Source organism: Rhodococcus pseudokoreensis, from assembly GCF_017068395.1.
Taxonomy (GTDB): Bacteria; Actinomycetota; Actinomycetes; order Mycobacteriales; family Mycobacteriaceae; genus Rhodococcus_F; species Rhodococcus_F pseudokoreensis.
The window spans coordinates 4,493,881-4,510,565 of the sequence record NZ_CP070619.1; the positions used below are offsets into that span (position 1 = coordinate 4,493,881).

General features: G+C 68.6%; 13 protein-coding genes. 9 read left to right on the forward strand and 4 right to left on the reverse strand.

Annotated elements, in window-relative coordinates:
- Nucleotides 1-105: 105 nt before the first annotated feature.
- From JWS13_RS25835 to JWS13_RS25845, 3 genes are read left to right on the forward strand one after another with little or no spacing between them, the layout of a single operon-like run.
- Nucleotides 106-363, forward strand: a complete 258-nt coding sequence (locus tag JWS13_RS25835) for a DUF3311 domain-containing protein (protein ID WP_206008198.1) — start codon at nt 106-108, stop codon at nt 361-363.
- Entirely contained in the window at nt 360-1,853 is a 1,494-nt protein-coding gene (locus tag JWS13_RS25840) for a sodium:solute symporter family protein (protein WP_206008199.1), read from the forward strand. The genes JWS13_RS25835 and JWS13_RS25840 overlap by 4 nt, the downstream gene beginning before the upstream one ends.
- A complete protein-coding gene (locus JWS13_RS25845) occupies nt 1,854-3,464 on the forward strand; it encodes an amidohydrolase (protein ID WP_206008200.1) in 1,611 nt (536 codons plus the stop codon).
- A gap of 25 nt (nt 3,465-3,489) precedes the next feature.
- On the opposite strand, the gene pdxR is transcribed toward JWS13_RS25845, so the two are convergent.
- Together pdxR and ald are read right to left on the reverse strand one after the other, a co-directional pair.
- The gene (gene pdxR, locus JWS13_RS25850) at nt 3,490-4,953 is read right to left on the reverse strand and encodes a MocR-like pyridoxine biosynthesis transcription factor PdxR (RefSeq protein ID WP_206008201.1); all 1,464 of its coding nucleotides are present in this window, start codon (nt 4,951-4,953) and stop codon (nt 3,490-3,492) included.
- 102 nt (nt 4,954-5,055) lie between these two features.
- Nucleotides 5,056-6,177 (reverse strand): alanine dehydrogenase, encoded by a 1,122-nt coding sequence (gene ald / locus JWS13_RS25855; protein ID WP_206008202.1) that lies wholly within the window; start codon nt 6,175-6,177, stop codon nt 5,056-5,058.
- A 218-nt stretch (nt 6,178-6,395) separates the two neighbouring features.
- Between ald and JWS13_RS25860 the strand changes: the two genes are divergently transcribed.
- From JWS13_RS25860 to JWS13_RS25870, 3 genes are read left to right on the forward strand one after another with little or no spacing between them, the layout of a single operon-like run.
- Nucleotides 6,396-7,766 carry an aspartate aminotransferase family protein gene (locus tag JWS13_RS25860; RefSeq protein WP_087558658.1) on the forward strand — a complete coding sequence of 457 codons (1,371 nt, stop codon included), beginning with the start codon at nt 6,396-6,398 and terminating at the stop codon, nt 7,764-7,766.
- Between the two features lie 42 nt (nt 7,767-7,808).
- Nucleotides 7,809-8,885 carry a phosphotransacetylase gene (locus JWS13_RS25865; protein WP_241032300.1) on the forward strand — a complete coding sequence of 359 codons (1,077 nt, stop codon included), beginning with the start codon at nt 7,809-7,811 and terminating at the stop codon, nt 8,883-8,885.
- Nucleotides 8,886-8,934: 49 nt separating this feature from the next.
- Complete coding sequence (locus JWS13_RS25870) at nt 8,935-9,666, forward strand: sulfite exporter TauE/SafE family protein (RefSeq protein WP_160097797.1); 732 nt, start codon at nt 8,935-8,937, stop codon at nt 9,664-9,666.
- A 7-nt stretch (nt 9,667-9,673) separates the two neighbouring features.
- Here JWS13_RS25870 and JWS13_RS25875 read toward each other — a convergent pair whose 3' ends face one another.
- Nucleotides 9,674-10,579, reverse strand: a complete 906-nt coding sequence (locus JWS13_RS25875; protein ID WP_206008203.1) for a LysR family transcriptional regulator — start codon at nt 10,577-10,579, stop codon at nt 9,674-9,676.
- Between the two features lie 101 nt (nt 10,580-10,680).
- On the opposite strand from JWS13_RS25875, the gene JWS13_RS25880 reads away from it, so the two are divergent.
- The 3 genes from JWS13_RS25880 to JWS13_RS25890 all read left to right on the forward strand — a co-directional run bounded on the left by JWS13_RS25880 (nt 10,681) and on the right by JWS13_RS25890 (nt 14,635).
- Nucleotides 10,681-11,736: a YeiH family protein gene (locus JWS13_RS25880; protein ID WP_206008204.1), complete on the forward strand. Its 1,056-nt coding sequence runs from the start codon at nt 10,681-10,683 to the stop codon at nt 11,734-11,736.
- A 199-nt stretch (nt 11,737-11,935) separates the two neighbouring features.
- Nucleotides 11,936-12,898 (forward strand): MBL fold metallo-hydrolase, encoded by a 963-nt coding sequence (locus JWS13_RS25885; RefSeq protein WP_160097800.1) that lies wholly within the window; start codon nt 11,936-11,938, stop codon nt 12,896-12,898.
- Between the two features lie 51 nt (nt 12,899-12,949).
- Nucleotides 12,950-14,635, forward strand: coding sequence for an FAD-dependent monooxygenase (locus JWS13_RS25890; RefSeq protein WP_206008205.1), 1,686 nt, complete (start codon nt 12,950-12,952; stop codon nt 14,633-14,635).
- Here the strand turns inward: JWS13_RS25890 and JWS13_RS25895 are convergent.
- Nucleotides 14,577-16,649, reverse strand: coding sequence for a copper-translocating P-type ATPase (locus tag JWS13_RS25895; protein ID WP_206008206.1), 2,073 nt, complete (start codon nt 16,647-16,649; stop codon nt 14,577-14,579). The two genes, JWS13_RS25890 and JWS13_RS25895, sit on opposite strands and share 59 nt — an antisense overlap.
- Nucleotides 16,650-16,685 lie beyond the last annotated feature (36 nt).

Here is a 16,685-nt window from a genome sequence, read left to right on the forward strand (position 1 = left end):
CCGCGGGGAGTGACTCGGACCACACTAGTGCCAGAGTGCACGTCGACCGGCACCGGACCACTCCGCGACGCCGGTCGACGCAGTCAGAATAGGAGCCCAACAATCATGTCCAACGAGGCAAAAAGCGCCTTACTCGCGATAGGTGTCCCGTTCGCCGGGGTTCTGGGCGGCATCGTGGTCCTGTCCGGTTCCACGGCCGCGGTCTTCGGAGTTCCGATCCTGTTCGCGTGGTTGTTCCTGTGGATGCCGCTCACCTCGCTGTGCCTCCATCTCGCATGGAAGCTGTTCGACCGCAAAGATTTCGAAGCCGCGGAACGCGCCGAAGCCGCCGCTGCGAACAGTGTGATCGGAGAACAGTCATGACCGCAGCGTTCTTCACCCTCGTGCTCATCCTCGCCCTCGGAGCGGGTGTGCTGTCGCGGCGCGGCAGCAAGAAGGAGATCTCCGACTACCTGGTGGGTGGCCGGTCGTTCGGTCCGCTGCTGGTCTTCATCCTCGGGGCCGGCGAGGCGTACAGCATCGGCACCCTGATCGGGTTCCCCGGCGGCGTGTACGCGCACGGCGCGAGCTACGGCGTCTGGTTCATCGGCTACATCCTGCTGGCCTACCCGATCGGGTACTTCTTCGCGCCGTACCTGTGGCGGGCGGGCAAGCGATACGGCGCCATGACGTTGCCCGACGTCGCCGGACGCCACTTCCGTTCGCGGGGGCTGGAATTGACGATCGCCATTGCTTCGGTCGTCTTCCTCATCCCGTGGGGTCAGCTTCAGCTCGCCGGTCTGCAGATCGCGCTGACCGGTCTGGGGATCTCCATCGACCCCACCGTCGCGGTCTTCGCGGGCGCGGCACTCGCGCTGCTGTTCCTCATGTTGTCCGGGGTGCGCGCACCCGCCTTCGTGTCCTACGTGAAGGACACCGCCCTGCTGCTCGGCGCCGTCCTGATCGGGCTGGCGGCGATCGTCCAGACCGGCGGTACCGAGAAGCTGTTCGCCGCGGCGGAATCCAGTGGTGGCACGGACTCACACTCCACGGTCACCGGGTCGTCGCTGACGTTCGTCCTGACGACGATCGTGTTCCAGTCGCTCGGGTTCTTCATCTTCCCGATCGTCGTGCAGGCCGTGCTCGCCGCGAAATCCGAGGCGACGATCAAGCGGGTCGCCAAGTTCAATCCGCTGTACATGCTGATGTACCCGTTCCTCGTCGCCGCCGCGTTCGGCGCGATCACGCTGCTGCCGACCAAGCTCGAGGGAACCGAATCCGACCAGGTGCTCCTGCGGCTGTCGCGGCAGGTGCTGCCAGACTGGCTGACCGGTGTCGTCGCCGGCGGCGCGGCCCTCTGCGCGATCGTGGTGCTGTGCGGGGCGGCTCTCGGCATCGGTGCGATCGTGTCGCGCAACATCATTCCCGGGATCCCCGAATCCCGCCAGCGGATCTGGGTGCGCGGAGTCGTCGTGGCGTATCTCGCGATCTCGCTCCTGCTCACCCTCGCGACACCTCAGCTCCTGCTGACCCTGGTCAACACCGCGTACTACGGCGTCACGCAGGCCGCCGTGGTGTTCGCGACGATGGTCTTCGGCTGGAAACTGCGCCCCTCCGCCCTCGCCATGGGCGTGGTGCTCGGCGACGCCGTGGTGCTGTGGCTATATCTCGACAAGCACGGCCCCGTGTCCGTGTGGCTCGCCGAGCACGGTGTGAACATCGGCGCGGCCGCCCTCGTCCTCAACATCCTGTTCGTGGTGGCGACCCGGTTGTTCTGGCCGGCCACCGACCCCGTCCGCGGCCTTCGCACCGAAGGTCGCACGCCCGCCGTCACCGTGGAATCCACGGCCGCTCCCAGCCAAGTAGGTGCCTGAATGTCCCGAACACTGCTCACCGCCGAAGCGATCCACACCCAGGACCCGTCGTCGCCGACCGTCGAAGCGCTGGTCATTGCCGGCGACCGCGTGCTCGCGACCGGCACCAGGAAGGACATGGCCGACTGCGCCGGGATCGGCGCCCGCCGCGTCGACCTGCCCGGCGCCACGGTGATCCCGGGACTCATCGAGTCGCACATCCACCCCACGTACGCCGGTCTCACCGACGGCTGGGCGGACTGCCGGACGCCACCGTGCCGGTCGATCACCGACATTCAGCAGGCGCTGCGTGCCTCGGCCGGCGGCAGCGGCTGGATCCGGGGGTGGGGTTACGACGACACCCAGATCGCCGAGGGACGGCACCCGACCAGGACGGACCTCGACGCGGTCAGCACCGACCGGCCGGTCATCGTGCTGCACATCTGCGGGCACTTCGCCGTCGCCAACACCGCCGCGCTCGCGGCGGCGGGCATCGACGAGTCGACGGTGGCGGCGGACGACCCGCTCTTCCCCCGCGGGGACGACGGCCGCCTAACCGGGATGGCGTGGGAAATCGACGCGGTGTCGAGGCTGACCGCGGCAGTTCCCGCGCTGACCGAGCAGGAGGTGAACGGTGCGTTGCTGCGCAGCCTGCTGTCGGCGCGGGCACGGGGAATCACCACGATCCACGACCTCGGCGTGGGCCTGTCGGCGGGCGAGCAGGAACTGGCCGCCTACCGCTCACTGGACGCATCGGGTGAGCTGCCCGTGCACGTCGTCGGGTTCCTCCGCGGCGACCTGGCACTCCAGGCCCTCGACGACCGGCGCGTCACGTTCGAGCACGCACCCGCGGCCGGAGCACACTTCCGGCTGGCAGGCGCGAAATTCTGGGCCGACGGATCGATCCAGGGACTGTCCGCCGCACTCCGCGCCCCGTACGCCTGCGACCCCGGTCATCACGGCGACCTGCTTTATCCGCAGGAGCAACTCGACGAGATGATCCTGCGGGTGCACCGCGCGGGTGGTCAGGTCGCCGTGCACGCCAACGGCGACGCCGCCGTCGGCGCCGCGATCACCTCGCTGCGGCGGGCGCAGGCCACCGACGGCCGGGTTGGACGGCACCGCATCGAGCACTGCCAGGTGAGCGCGCCGAGCGACCTGGCCGCGATCCGGGAATCCGAACTCGGGGTCAGTTTCTTCGTCAACCACGTCTTCTACTGGGGCGACCGCCACCGCGATCGGTTCCTCGGAGCCCAGCGCGCCGCCGACATGGATCCCCTGGCATGCGCCGACGAACTGGGTCTGCGATTCGGGCTGCATTCGGACTGCCCGATCACCCCGATGGATCCGCTGGCGACCATCCGCACCGCGGTCACCCGGATGACGCGGGGCGGCACGGTGCTCGGCGGGAACCAGCGGATCGGGGTGGATCGCGCCATCCGGGCCATGACCGTCGACAGCGCGTACCTGGTCCACGACGAGACTCGCGTCGGCACCCTGACGGCCGGCCGTCGCGCGGATCTGGTGGCGCTCGACGGCAGCCTCGGCGATCTCGGCGACGGCACCGTCGACATACCCCGTCCGGCACTGGTGATGATCGACGGCGAATCGGCGCACCAGCCGGTGTCGTAACTGCGTCGGCGGGAACGGGTTCCCGCTACCGGCGCAGACTCGCCTGGCAGGCCTGACCGAGGAGGGCGATGCCTTCCTCGATGGAGCGCAGGGGGATCGCCCCGTAGCCGATGCGAAAGTGGTTGCGGGGCGGTACCGGCTGGGTGAAGAAGATGTCGCCCCGTTCGATGAGGACGCCGCGGGCCTCGGCCTCCCGCGTGAGGACCCGGCAGTCGAGGTTCTCCGGACCGGTCATCCACAGGCTGACCCCGCCGGGCGGGTACGGCTCCTGCGGCCAGGGGAGGTACTTGTCGACGGCCGCGCACAGGCGTTCCCATTTGTGTTTCATCTGGGTGCGGTGGTGGCGTAGCGCCCGGTGATACTCGCCGCTGTCGATGAGCATCGCCAGGGCCCGCTGCTGATGGCCGGGTGGGTGCCGCAGCACGTACCGGCGGGCTTTGCGCAGCTCACGCACCAGATCCGCGGGCCCGACGAGGTAGCCGAGGCGCAGACCGGGGGCCAGGAACTTCGAGAACGTGCCGAGGTACACGGCGTCGCCGCTGGAGTCGAGCGCCTTGAGCGCCGGGCTGGGACTGCCGTGATAGCGGAACTCGCTGTCGTAGTCGTCCTCGACGATGACGGTGCCGGATTCCGCGGCGAGCTGCAGCAGACGCTGACGGCGATCGATGCCGAGCGTCACGTTGGTCGGATGGTGATGGCTCGGCGTCAGATACATCAGGTCGGTGCCACGCAGGGTCTCCGGCGGGCGCAGGCCGTGCGCGTCGACGTCGATGCCGTACACCTGAGCGCCGGTGCGCAGGAAGATGTGTCGCGCGTCGAGGTAGCCGGGGTTCTCGATCGCGACGCGGTGTTCGGGTCCGAGGAGAACGCGGCCGACGAGGTCCAGTCCCTGCTGGGAACCGACGGTGACGAGAACCTCGTCGGCACCGGCCTCGATGCCGCGCGACGGCAACAGGTGCTGGCGGATCATGTCGATCAGCATCGGATCGTCCGCGCCGACACTGTCCTGCAGGCTGGCGTAGGCGTGCGGTTGGTACAGGGCGTCGCGCAGGCACCGGACCCATGCGCGGGCCGGGAAGCTGCGGATGTCGATCTGCCCGGCCAGGAACGGATACGGGTAACTGTGCCAGTCGAGGTTCTTCTCGATGTGCGGGACGTCGGCGTCGGGGTACCGCCGGATGCGGGACGCCCAGTCGATGCGCGGGATGGTCGCGCGGGCGTCGGATGCGAGCGTCTCGATCATGTCGGGATTGACGAACATGCCCGAACGCTGGTGGCTTTGAACGAGTCCCTCGGCGATCAGTTCCTGATAGGCCAGGTTGATCGTGTTCCGGGAGATCGCGAGATCGACCGCCAGTTCACGCGAACTGGGGAGGCGGTGGCGTGGATCGAACAGTCCGTTGGCGATGCCGTGTTCGATCGCCCGTCGAACCTGGCGGTAGAGCGGTTCGGCGGAATTGCGGTCGATCTCGATCAGCGTTCTCGGCACGCATCGCCTCCTGTGGTCCAAGAGTGGCCAGGTGTAGGCCGACCCGGCACGCCGAGAAGTTCTCGAACGAGCACTTCTCAGTATGCCGGGCCGGCGGCGAAATCAAACGAGGTTGAGTGCTTCGTCGACGCCGACCGAGTCGATGCCGAGTGCGGCACCGACGGCGTCGTTGGTCAGGCGCCCGGAGACCGTGCTGACTCCGGCGCGGAGTGCGGCGTTCTCCCTGGCCGCGCGGGCCAGACCCTTCTCCGCGATCTGCAGGGTGTACGGCAGTGTCACATTGGTGAGCGCGTACGTGGACGTGTGGGGCACCGCTCCCGGCATGTTCGCCACGCAGTAGAACACCGAGTCGTGGACCTTGAACGTGGGGTCCGCGTGGGTGGTGGGACGCGAATCCTCGAAGCAGCCGCCCTGGTCGATCGCGATGTCGACGAGCACGCTGCCCGGCTTCATCCGGGAGACCAGCGAGTTCGAGATGATCTTCGGGGCCTTGGCGCCCGGGACGAGCACGGCGCCGATGACGAGGTCGGCCTGCATGACCTCCTGCTCGATCGAGTACGCGTTGGCGGCGAGGGTGCGGATCCGGCCCTGGTACATGCGGTCGGCGGCGCGCAACTTGTCGACGTTCTTGTCGAACAGGACGACGTCGGCCCAGGTTCCTGCGGCGACGGCGACGGCGTTCATGCCCGATACGCCGGCACCGATCACGACGACCCGCGCGGGGGACACCCCGGACACGCCGCCGATCAGCACACCCCGGCCACCCTCCGGGCGCATGAGTGCCTGCGCACCGACGAGGGGGGCGAGCCTGCCGGCTACCTCACTCATCGGGAACAGCAGGGGCAGCGAACCGTCGGGAAGCTGAACGGTCTCGTACGCAACCGAATTCGTGCCTGCGGCGAGCAGGGCCCGGGTGCACTCCTCGCCCGCGGCGAGGTGCAGGTAGGTGAACAGCGTGAGGTCCGAACGCATCCGGTGGTATTCCTCCGCGATGGGCTCCTTGACCTTCAGCAGGAGTTCCGCGCTCTGCCACACGGCGTCGGCGCTGTCGAGGATCTTCGCGCCGGCCGCGCCGTAGGCGTCGTCGCCGATCGACGAGCCCTCCCCCGCACCGCGTTCCACGAACACGTCGTGCCCGTGGGCAACCATCTCGTGGACACCGGCAGGAGTGGCCGCCACCCGGTACTCGTGGTTCTTGACTTCCTTGGGGATACCGATCCTCATCTGAGACCTCCGTTAGCTGGGGCTGTTCCGCTCCGACCACATGCCGTGGTCCCCGAGCGATACCGAAGTCTGGATCACTCTGGCATGGGACCAGAAGGACCAGTTGGGGACCGTCTACGGGGACCAGTCTGGACCCATCGAATACCGCTCTTCTGGTTCTGACCTGCGGTCCGCCTCGTCGGTATGTTGTGGATCACAGCCATTCGACAACGAAGGAGATGGTCGTGGACGTCACCGAATTGCGAGCACGGGCCCGCCGGCACCTCGGACCTCATTTCACCCGCAAGGACACCTGGGAAAGCGACTTCCCGGTGTTCGTTCGCGGCGAGGGAAGCTATCTGATCGACACCGAGGGAGACCGTTTTCTCGACGGTCTGGCTGGTCTGTTCTGTGTGAACATCGGTCACGGCCGCGACGACATCGCGAAGGCGGCGAGCGAGCAGATCGGGACGCTGGCGTACGCGTCCAACTGGGGCAGCGCCCACATTCCCGCGATCGAGGCGTCCGCGCTGATCGCCGACCTGGCGCCCGGTGACCTCGGGACGACGTTCTTCGTCAACTCGGGTTCCGAGGCCGTGGAGACGGCGGTCAAGTTCGCCCGGCAGTACCACCGCAGCCAGGGCAACCCGCAGCGAACCAAGATCATTAGCCGCGAGATGGCCTATCACGGAACCACTCTCGGCGCACTCTCGGTGACGCAGCTGCCCAAGATCAAGGATCCGTTCGGCCCGCTGCTGCCCGGGGTCCGCTCCGTACCCAACACGCTCGGCTACCTCGGCGACTGCGGCCCGGCGAACGAACTCGACTGCATCGCCGCGATCGAGGCCGTCATCGAGGAAGAGGGCGCCGAGACCATCGCCGCCGTGTTCGCCGAGCCGGTGCAGAACGGGCGCGGCGCCCTGGTCCCGCCGGACGGATACTGGGCCGCACTGCGCGCGCTGTGCGACAAGCACGGGATTCTGCTGGTCTCCGACGAGGTGATCTGCTCGTTCGGCCGCCTCGGGCACTGGTTCGGCTACGGACTCACCGGTGTGGTTCCGGACATGATCACGTTCGCGAAGGGCTCCACCTCGGGATACGCCCCGCTCGGCGGCCTGATCGTGCGCGAACAGCTGGTGCGCGAGCTCTACGACTCGCCCAAGGGCGGCGTGTTCACCCACGGCGCGACCTGGGGCGGACACCCGGTGTCGACGGCGGTCGCGGTCGCGAACATCACCGCGATGCGCGACGAGAACGTGCTCGGCAACGTCAGCGCACGCGGCCCGAAGCTGAAGTCGGCACTCGATTCGCTGATGCGCTCGCACCGCTGCGTGAAGGACGTCCGCGGCACCGGATTCTTCTACGCGATCGAACTGATGGCGGACAGCGACAGCGGCCGCGAGTTCACCGAGCAGGAGTCGCTGACGGTGCTGCGCAAGGTGCTGCCGGAGGCGTTCGCCCGCACCAAGGTGATCCTCCGCGGCGACGACCGCGGTGCCACGATGCTGATGATCTCGCCGCCGCTCGTCGCCGACGACGAGGTGCTGTCGGAACTGCTGCACGGCATCGACAGCATGCTCACCGACATCGAGAAGGCAATCCAGCCGTAAGGGAAGGGCACCTTCCCCGAGTTCCAGCGGGTGGCGGTCGTCGTGATCGACGACCGCCACCCCTATTCGCATCGACGGGAGAGCGAGGCCATGGCCCCGGGCGTCACCACCGCACCACCCACCGACTTTGCACGACTGAATGATTCAGCTCTTATCGACCACTGGACCGCCACCCTGAGCGGCCGGAACCGGACCGTCGCGCTCGCGGACGGAGAAGACGGCCGCGCGATCCGTGCGGCCCACCATCTGCACCACAAATGTGTCGTCGCCCCGCGCCTGTTCGGGCGGCGGGACGTCATCCGGCGCACCGCCGAGGCCGCGGGCATTCCGCTGGCCGAGGAACTGGTCGTCGATCTGGACGAGGCTGCCGCCGATCCCGCGATCCGCGACGCCGTCGAATCGGGTTTCGCGAAATATCCCGACCGGATCGAGGCGGCGCTGTCGGATCCGGTCTGCCTGGCCGCAGCGGCATTGCGCGCCGGGGTGGTCGATGCCGGTGTCGCGGGTGCGAGCAGGCCGACGTCGGACGTGCTGCGCGCCGGGCTACGCATCGTCGGGCTCGCACCGGGGTCGAGCACGCTGTCCAGTGCGATCCTGATGTTGCTGCCGGACGGCAGGCAGCTGACGTTCTCCGACTGCGCCGTCGTCCCCGACCCCACGGTCGAGGAACTGGTCGACATCGCGCTCGCCGCCAGCGCCACCCACTTCCAGCTCACCGAGCAGACCCCGATCGCGGCGATGCTGTCGTTCAGCACCCAGGGCAGCGCCAGCCATCCGCGGGTGGAGAAGGTCCGCGAGGCCGCGGAACGGGTGCGCGTCCGGGACCCGCAGTTGCACGTCGACGGGGATCTCCAGTTCGACGCCGCGCTGGTCGCCGAGATCGGCGCGTCCAAGGCGCCCGGGTCACGGGTCGCCGGCCGCGCGAACGTCCTGGTGTTCCCGAACCTCGACGCCGGTAACATCGGGTACAAAATTGCCCAGCGGCTCGGCGGTGCAATAGCCTTGGGGCCCATCCTCCAAGGATTGGCCGCACCGTGGAACGACCTGTCCCGCGGATGCACCGGCAGCGACATCGAATTGATGGCGCTGGTGAGCGCAGTTCAGTCCCTCGCCATCTGAGCGGCGGACCGGCACGGGACCGTGCCACCGGATCGAGAAGGGAGTCGCGATGACGATGCTCCTCGTGGGTGCCCTGTGCATCGGCATCGCCTCGGTCATCGGAGGTGCCACCGGGTTCGGCACGGCACTGATCGCGACGCCGGTGATGCTGATGATCGGATTCGCCGTTCCCGAAGTGGTATTCGTCAATCTCGTCGCCGGTCTGATCACGCGGATCGGCGCGGCGTATCACCTGCGTGAACATATCAACTGGGGACGGGTGGCTCTGCTCGGCGGGGGCAGTCTGCCCGGCGCCTGGCTGGGTGCGGTCACGCTCGGACTGTTGCCGGAACAGTATCTGAAACCGGCGGCGGGCATCGTGGTCATGCTGTGCGGAGTCGCGATGGCCCTCCCCACCCGGACGGAAACCGCTCGGGCGCCCTCCACCACCGCGCACGTCCTCACCGGGTCCGTCGGTGGCTACCTGGGCACCACGACCTCCCTCAACGGACCGCCACCGGTCCTGTTGCTGATGCGCGCGCGGCTGCCACCGATGGCGTTCATCGCCGATCTCGCAGGCTATTTCATCGTCGCCAACATCATGGCCCTCGGTGTCCTGTGGTTCCACGACGAGATCACGGAGTCGATGTTCTGGCCGCGCCTCCCGGTCTTCGTGACGGCGGCGGTGATCGGCAACGTCACCGGACTGGCGATCGCCAGGCGACTGCCACCGGGCGTGTTCCGTTCCGCTGTCATCGTGCTGGTGATCGCCGCCGGTGCGACGACGTTCCTTCTCGGCTGAGCGTCTTTCAGTTCTCGGCCCCGACCCGGCGGACCAGCCGCACCAGTTCGCCTGCAGGACCGTCGAGCTGACGCGCGCCCCGCCACACGGCCCGAAGAACCCGGTCGAGTTCGAGGCCCTCGACGTCGATCACCTTCAGTTCGCCGGCGGCGACCTGCTCCGCGACCGCGAGGGTACTCATCACCGCCGGTCCGACCCCGGCGAGCACGCTGGTGCGGATCGCGGCGGCGCTGCCGAGTTCGAGAAGCGGTGCCGCCCGTTCGTATTCCTGCAACGCCACGTCGAGGGTGGTCCGGGTGCCCGATCCCGGTTCCCGGACCAGGAGCGGTGTCAGCGCCAATTCGCTGACGGACAGTGCTTTTCGACGCCGCGCCCACGGGTGGGTGGGGTGGACGACGACGACCAGCCGGTCGCGGGCCACCGTGATGCTCTTCAGCGGACGCGGCACCGTCGGCGATTCGACGAACCCGACGTCGCAGATCCTGCTGTCGATGCGCTCGAACACCTGAGTCGAGTTGTGCACCTGCAGGTGGATCGTGACGTCGGAGTGCAACCGGCGAAACTGCCCCAGCCACCCCGGCATCAGATGTTCCGCCACCGTCATGCTGGCGCCCACCGTCAACTCGGCCGAGCGTTCCGCGCGCAGCCCCTCGGCCACATCGAGCAGCCTGCCCGCATCGGACAGTACCCGGCGCGCCCAGTGCGCGATCACGGTGCCCTGCGGCGTCAGTATCGAACCCGTCGGGCTGCGCTGCAGCAGGGTCATGCCGAACTGGCGCTCGAGTTGCTTGATGGCGCGACTCGCATTCGGCTGCGCCATTCCCGCGAGTCTGGCGGCAGCGCTGAGGCTTCCGTGGTCGTCGACTCCGACGAGCAATTCGAGCACCGGAAACTCCGGCCATTTGCGGGACATACGTCGAGTATATGACCACCGCACAAGACATATCAGATCGATATGTGTTCATGCCGAAATGACGGCTATCGCAAAGTGCCGCAGTGACGGACCGTAGGAGCATGAGCACCGAACTGAGCGAATCGAAGTCCGAGGAACAGCGCGTGGCGAGCACGGGAACGCTGCCGCGACTGCAGACCGCCACGGTCACTGTCCTCCCGGGCCTGGCGCTGTGCGCCGCCGCCACCGCCCTCGCGATGGGCATCGGCCGGTTCCTCCCGACGGTGAGCCCGCTGCTGATCGCCATCGTGCTCGGCGCCGTACTGTCGAACGTCGTGCGCCTGCCCGAGCGCCTCCGTCCGGGACTGCAGTTCTCCGCCAAGAAACTGCTCCGGGTCGGCATCGCCCTCCTCGGGCTGCAGTTGATGTTGAGCGACATCCTCGGACTCGGCTGGGGCGTCATCGTCGTGGTCGTCTCGATCGTCTGCCTGGGCATCGTCGGCACGATGTTCGTCGGCAAACTGCTCGGCCTCAGCTGGACGCAACGACTGCTCATCGCCTGCGGGTTCTCGATCTGCGGTGCGGCCGCGGTCGCGGCGGTGGACGGGGTCGTGGACGCCGACGAGGAAGAGGTGATCACCGCGGTCGCGCTCGTCGTCATCTTCGGCACCCTCATGATCCCCGCGATCCCGCTGCTGTCGCGGGCGCTCGGACTCTCCGACACCGACGCCGGCCTGTGGGCGGGCGGGTCGATCCACGAGGTCGCGCAGGTCGTCGCGGCCGGCGGAGCGATCGGCGGAGCCGCCCTCGGCGTCGCCGCGGTGGTCAAACTGGCCCGCGTCCTCATGCTCGCGCCGGTCATGGCCGTACTCAGCGTGCGGCAGCGCTCCCTCGCAGGCAGCGACGCCGACGTGAAGCGCCCGCCGCTCGTCCCGCTGTTCGTCGTCGCGTTCCTCGCCTGCGTCGGACTCCGGTCGTCCGGCCTGCTGCCGGCGGGTCTGCTCGCCGATGCCAAGATCCTGCAGACCGCGCTCCTCACCGCCGCGATGTTCGCCCTCGGCGCCGGCGTCCAGATCGCCACCATCAAGAAGGTCGGCGCCCGCCCCTTCGTCCTCGCCACGATCTCCACCGTCTGGGTGGGCTCGATCGCGCTGGTCGGCGTACTGCTCGCGGGGTGAGCACGTCCCCACCGGCACTCCCTTCTACGACGAACGGGACGCTCGTTGCATCTGACGCAACGAGCGTCCCGTTCGTCGTAGCGGGGTGGGGGCAGCGCGGAGAAATCCCGGACAAACTTTGATCAAGGCTTTCATTATTTTGTGAGCCGGGTTACTGTGATCACCATCAATCAAACCTTTGATTAGTTAGGTGCAGCGCATGAGCCCGATCAACTTCGCGTCCTCGGCCGACCTCGGCGAGAAGGAGCAGACCCTGGAAGTGCTCGCCGACGGCGTGTACGCGCTGACCGCCGAGGGCGATCCCAACATCGGCGCCATCGAGGGCGAGGACTTCGTCGTCTGCTTCGAGGCGCTCGCCACTCCCGTTGCCGCTCAGGACTGGCTGCGCAAGCTGCGCGAGCACACCGACAAGCCCGTCCGCTACCTGGTGCTCTCGCACTACCACGCCGTCCGCGTGCTCGGTGCGTCCGCGTTCGACGCCGAGACCATCGTGTCGCACGAGACCACCCGCGCCCTCATCGAGGAGCGTGGAAAGGAAGACTGGGCAAGCGAATTCGGTCGCATGCCGCGCCTGGCGAAGGGTGCCGACTCGGTGCCCGGGCTGACCTGGCCCACCCTGACGTTCGCCGACAAGCTCACCATCGACCTCGGCGGCGGACGCGGCGACCTGGTGCTCCAGCACTTCGGCCGCGGGCACACCGAAGGTGACATCACCGCGTGGCTGCCGAAGCAGAAGATCCTCTTCGCCGGCGACCTCGTGGAGGCGCAGGCCGCGCTGTACACCGGCGACGCCTTCCACCGCGACTGGTCCACCGGCACCCTCGACCGGATCAAGGCGCTGGGCGCCGAGGTCCTGATCGGCGGACGCGGCGCCGTCTCCCACGGCCGGGAGGCCGTCGATGCCGCGATCGAGCAGACTCGCCACTTCATCGAGGTCATGCTCGCCGAGGTCGGTGCCGTGCAGCAGCGCGGCGGCACCCTGAAGGAGGCGTTCGAAGCCACCCACGCCGCACTCAACGAGCAGTACGGGCACTGGCCGATCTTCGAGCACTGCCTCCCGTTCGACGTCTCCCGCGTGTGGGACGAACTCTCGGGGATCGAACGCCCCGTCATCTGGACCGCCGAGCGTGACCGCGAGGTCTGGGACCAGTTGCAGGGCTGAAATCCGTCACCGTTTCACCCGTCACCGTTTCACACTGACAAGGCGAGGATCATGGGAAGACGACACACCCGAGGCGGCACCGTCACCGTCGTGGGCAACGGCCCGGTGGGCCAGACGACGGCGCTGCTGCTGGCCCGCTGGGGCATACCGGTCACGTTGCTCGACGCCCGGGCCGAACGGGATCCGATCGGATCGAAGGCCATCTGCCAGCAGCGGGACGTCCTCGAGGTGTGGGACGCGATCGGCGTCGGCCGTCAACTGGCCGACGAGGGGGTGACGTGGGGGTGCGCCCGCACGTTCCACCGCGACCACGAACTGTTCGCGCAGACGTTCGTCGACCGCGGCATCTCGTCGTTCCCGCCGTTCGTCAACATCTCGCAGGCCCGGACGGAGGAACTGCTCGACGAGCGGATCGCGGCCACACCGTCGATCGACGTCCGGTGGGGACACGAGGCCACGTCCGTCGACCAGGACGAGACCGGCGTGACCATCACGTGCCGCACCGACGACGGTGACCGGGTGGTCGAGTCCGACTACGCGGTGGTCGCGGTGGGGTCGCGGGGCAGCGCGATCCGGCAGCAGCTGGGGGTCACGTTCGACGGCCGCTCGTTCGACGACAAGTTCCTCATCTGCGACATCGCCGCCGACATCCCCGGCTGGGCCGACGAGCGCCGCTTCTACTTCGACCCCGAGTGGAACCCGGGCAGGCAGGTGCTCATCCACCCGTGCCCCGACTCCACGTTCCGCATCGACTGGCAGGTGCCCGGCGACTACGACCTCGAGGCCGAGGAACGGTCGGGGGCGCTGGACGAGCGGATCCGGAAGATCATCGGCGACACCGACTACCGCATCGTGTGGAAATCGGTGTACCGCTTCCACTCCCGGGTCGCGAACCGGATGCGCGTCGACCGGGTGCTGCTCGCCGGCGACGCCGCGCACATCGTGTCCCCGTTCGGCGCCCGCGGACTGAATTCGGGTGTCGCCGACGCCGAGAACGCCGCCTGGAAGCTGGCGTTCGTTCTGCGCGGCTGGGCGGACGAGTCGCTGCTCGAGACGTATCACACCGAGCGGCACGCGGCGGCGGTCGAGAACATCGCCGTCACGACGGCGACGATGGACTTCCTCGTCCCGCAGTCGGACGAGCAGCACCGGCACCGCCGCGACGTGCTCACCGCGGCGGTCACCGACCCGCAGGCCCGTGCCCTCGTCGACAGTGGCCGCCTCGCCGAGCCGTTCTGGTACGTCGAATCACCCTTGACCACAGACGATCCGGGACGCGCCTTCGCCGGCCGCCCGGATCGTGGATGCACCCCGGCGGCGGCGCCGGGAATCCTCGTGCCCGACACCCCGGTGACGCTGCGCGGCGGCGGGGGCACCCGGCTCCGCGACATCGCCCGGAGCGGCATCCTGCTGCTGCTCGGTGACGGCGTGGACGCCGACGAGATCCGCAGCGCGGCCCTTCCCGCAGTGCACGCACCGATCCGGCTGGTCCGGCTGTCGGAGATCGACACCACCGGTGTCCTCACCGCCGCGCTGGACGCGAAGCCCGGCGAGGTGTGGGTCATCCGCCCCGACGCCTACGTCGCGGCCGTCGCCGGCACCGTCGACGGGCTGGTGTCCGCGCTGCGGCGGATCACCGAACCCGCAGTTACTGCATCGGAAGTCGCCGTCGAGATGATCAGTTCCGCGCCAGCCGTGCCGGATCCAGATCGAGTCGTCGCAACAGCTGTGCGTTGAGGGCGACGACGATGGTGGAGATCGACATCAGGATCGCCGCCACGGCGGGGGAGATCGCGACTCCGGCGAACGCGAGCACACCGGCGGCCAACGGCACGGCGATGATGTTGTAACCGGTGGCCCACACCAGGTTCTGCCACATCTTGCGGTAGCTCGCCTGCGACAGGTCGATGATCGACAGCACCGCGCGGGGATCGTCGGCGGCGAGGACGACTCCCGCCGATTCGATGGCGACGTCCGTGCCGGCCCCGATGGCGACACCCACGTCGGCGCGGGCGAGCGCGGGGGCGTCGTTGACCCCGTCGCCGACCATCGCGACGCGGTGACCGCGAGCCTGGAGCGCCGCCACCTGCGCGTCCTTGTTCTCGGGCAGGACGTCGGCGAACGCCTCGTCGATCCCGAGGTCGGCGGCGACGGCGTCGGCGACCTGCCGGGCGTCGCCGGTGATCATCGCGACCTTCACACCCCGTGCGTGCAGGGCGTCGATCGCCTGCCGGGACTCCTCGCGGACGGCGTCCTCGAGCGCCACCGCGCCGAGCGCCTTCCCGTCGCGGACGACGTGCAGCACAGCGGCACCGCGTCCGACCCACCGTTTCGTCTGCGCCGCAACGTCGTCGGGGACCGTCACGTTCAGTTCGGCGAGCATCGCCGGTCCGCCGACGGCCACGTCCGCGCCGTCGACCACGGCGCGGACGCCGCGACCGGGCAGTGACCGGAACTCGGTGGCGGTGCGGCGGGACGCGTCGGGAACCGTCGCGGCAGCCTCGGCAACGATCGCGCGGGCGACCGGGTGTTCGCTGTCGGCCTCGACCGCGGCGGCGAGCGCGAGCAGGTCGGTGTCGGTGACACCGGCCGTCGCGACTACGCCCGTCACCGCGTGCCTGCCCTGGGTGAGGGTGCCGGTCTTGTCGAACAGCACGACGTCGACGACGCGCATCCGCTCCAGCGCCAGCCGATTCTTCACCAGCACGCCGGCCCTCGCGGCCCGTTCCGTGGAGATGGCGATCACGAGGGGTATCGCCAGGCCGAGGGCGTGCGGGCAGGCGATGACGAGGACAGTGACGGTCCGGACGACGGCCTCGTCCAGATTGCCCAGCAGCGACCACACCACGAACGTGAGAAGTCCTGCAACGGAAGCGAAGTAGAACAGGAACGCGGCCGCGCGGTCCGCGAGGGCCTGGGCACGGGACGACGAGGACTGCGCGTCGGCGACCAGACGCTGGATGCCCGCGAGCGCGGTGTCGTCCCCCACGGCGCCGACGGTGATCCGCAGCGCGCTGTCGGTGGCGACGGTGCCCGCGACCACGGGATCGCCGATCGTCCTTGTGACGGGGTTGGATTCGCCGGTGATCATCGATTCGTCGACCTCCGCGCGGCCGTCCGAGACGGTGCCGTCCGCGGGGATGCGGCCGCCGGCCCGCACCAGCACCAGATCGCCGGTGGCGAGTTCGGAGACGGGGACCTCGGTGACGCCGTCGTCGGTGACCCGGTCCGCGGTGTCCGGCAACAGCGCGGCGAGCGCGTCGAGGGCACCGGACGCCGACCCCAGCGCCCGCATCTCCAGCCAGTGACCGAGCAGCATGATGACGATGAGAAGCGCCAGTTCCCACCAGAAGTCGAGGTTGAACCCACCGATCTGCAGGGTCGTCACCCACGACGCGAGGAACGCGACCGTGATCGCCATCCCGATCAGCAGCATCATGCCCGGCTGCCGCGACTTCAGTTCGCTCCACGCACCGGTGAGGAACGGTGCGCCGCCGTAGAAGAAGATCGCGGTACCGATCACCGGCGGAATCCAGGACGCGCCGGGAAAGTCGGGGACGGTGTAGCCGAGTAGATCGGCGAACATGTGGCTGAACACCACCACCGGCACCGACAGCGCGAGACTGATCCAGAACTTCCGCCGGAACACCTCACCGTGCGCGCCGTGGCCGGCGTGCCGATCGGTGTGGGCGTCGTGATCGTGTCCGGTGTGCCGGACCTGTTCCATTTCCTTCTGATGATCGTGAGACATGCCTGCTCCCTCGGAAGCTGCTCTCGTGGTTAGGTT

Coding starts and splice junctions, on each gene's coding strand:
- JWS13_RS25835 (WP_206008198.1), top strand. CDS start 106: ATGTCCAACGAGGCAAAAAGCGCCTTACTCGCGATAGGTGTCCCGTTC.
- JWS13_RS25840 (WP_206008199.1), top strand. CDS start 360: ATGACCGCAGCGTTCTTCACCCTCGTGCTCATCCTCGCCCTCGGAGCG.
- JWS13_RS25845 (WP_206008200.1), top strand. CDS start 1,854: ATGTCCCGAACACTGCTCACCGCCGAAGCGATCCACACCCAGGACCCG.
- ald (WP_206008202.1), bottom strand. CDS start 6,177: ATGAGGATCGGTATCCCCAAGGAAGTCAAGAACCACGAGTACCGGGTG.
- JWS13_RS25860 (WP_087558658.1), top strand. CDS start 6,396: ATGGTCGTGGACGTCACCGAATTGCGAGCACGGGCCCGCCGGCACCTC.
- JWS13_RS25870 (WP_160097797.1), top strand. CDS start 8,935: ATGACGATGCTCCTCGTGGGTGCCCTGTGCATCGGCATCGCCTCGGTC.
- JWS13_RS25875 (WP_206008203.1), bottom strand. CDS start 10,579: ATGTCCCGCAAATGGCCGGAGTTTCCGGTGCTCGAATTGCTCGTCGGA.
- JWS13_RS25880 (WP_206008204.1), top strand. CDS start 10,681: ATGAGCACCGAACTGAGCGAATCGAAGTCCGAGGAACAGCGCGTGGCG.
- JWS13_RS25885 (WP_160097800.1), top strand. CDS start 11,936: ATGAGCCCGATCAACTTCGCGTCCTCGGCCGACCTCGGCGAGAAGGAG.
- JWS13_RS25890 (WP_206008205.1), top strand. CDS start 12,950: ATGGGAAGACGACACACCCGAGGCGGCACCGTCACCGTCGTGGGCAAC.
- JWS13_RS25895 (WP_206008206.1), bottom strand. CDS start 16,649: ATGTCTCACGATCATCAGAAGGAAATGGAACAGGTCCGGCACACCGGA.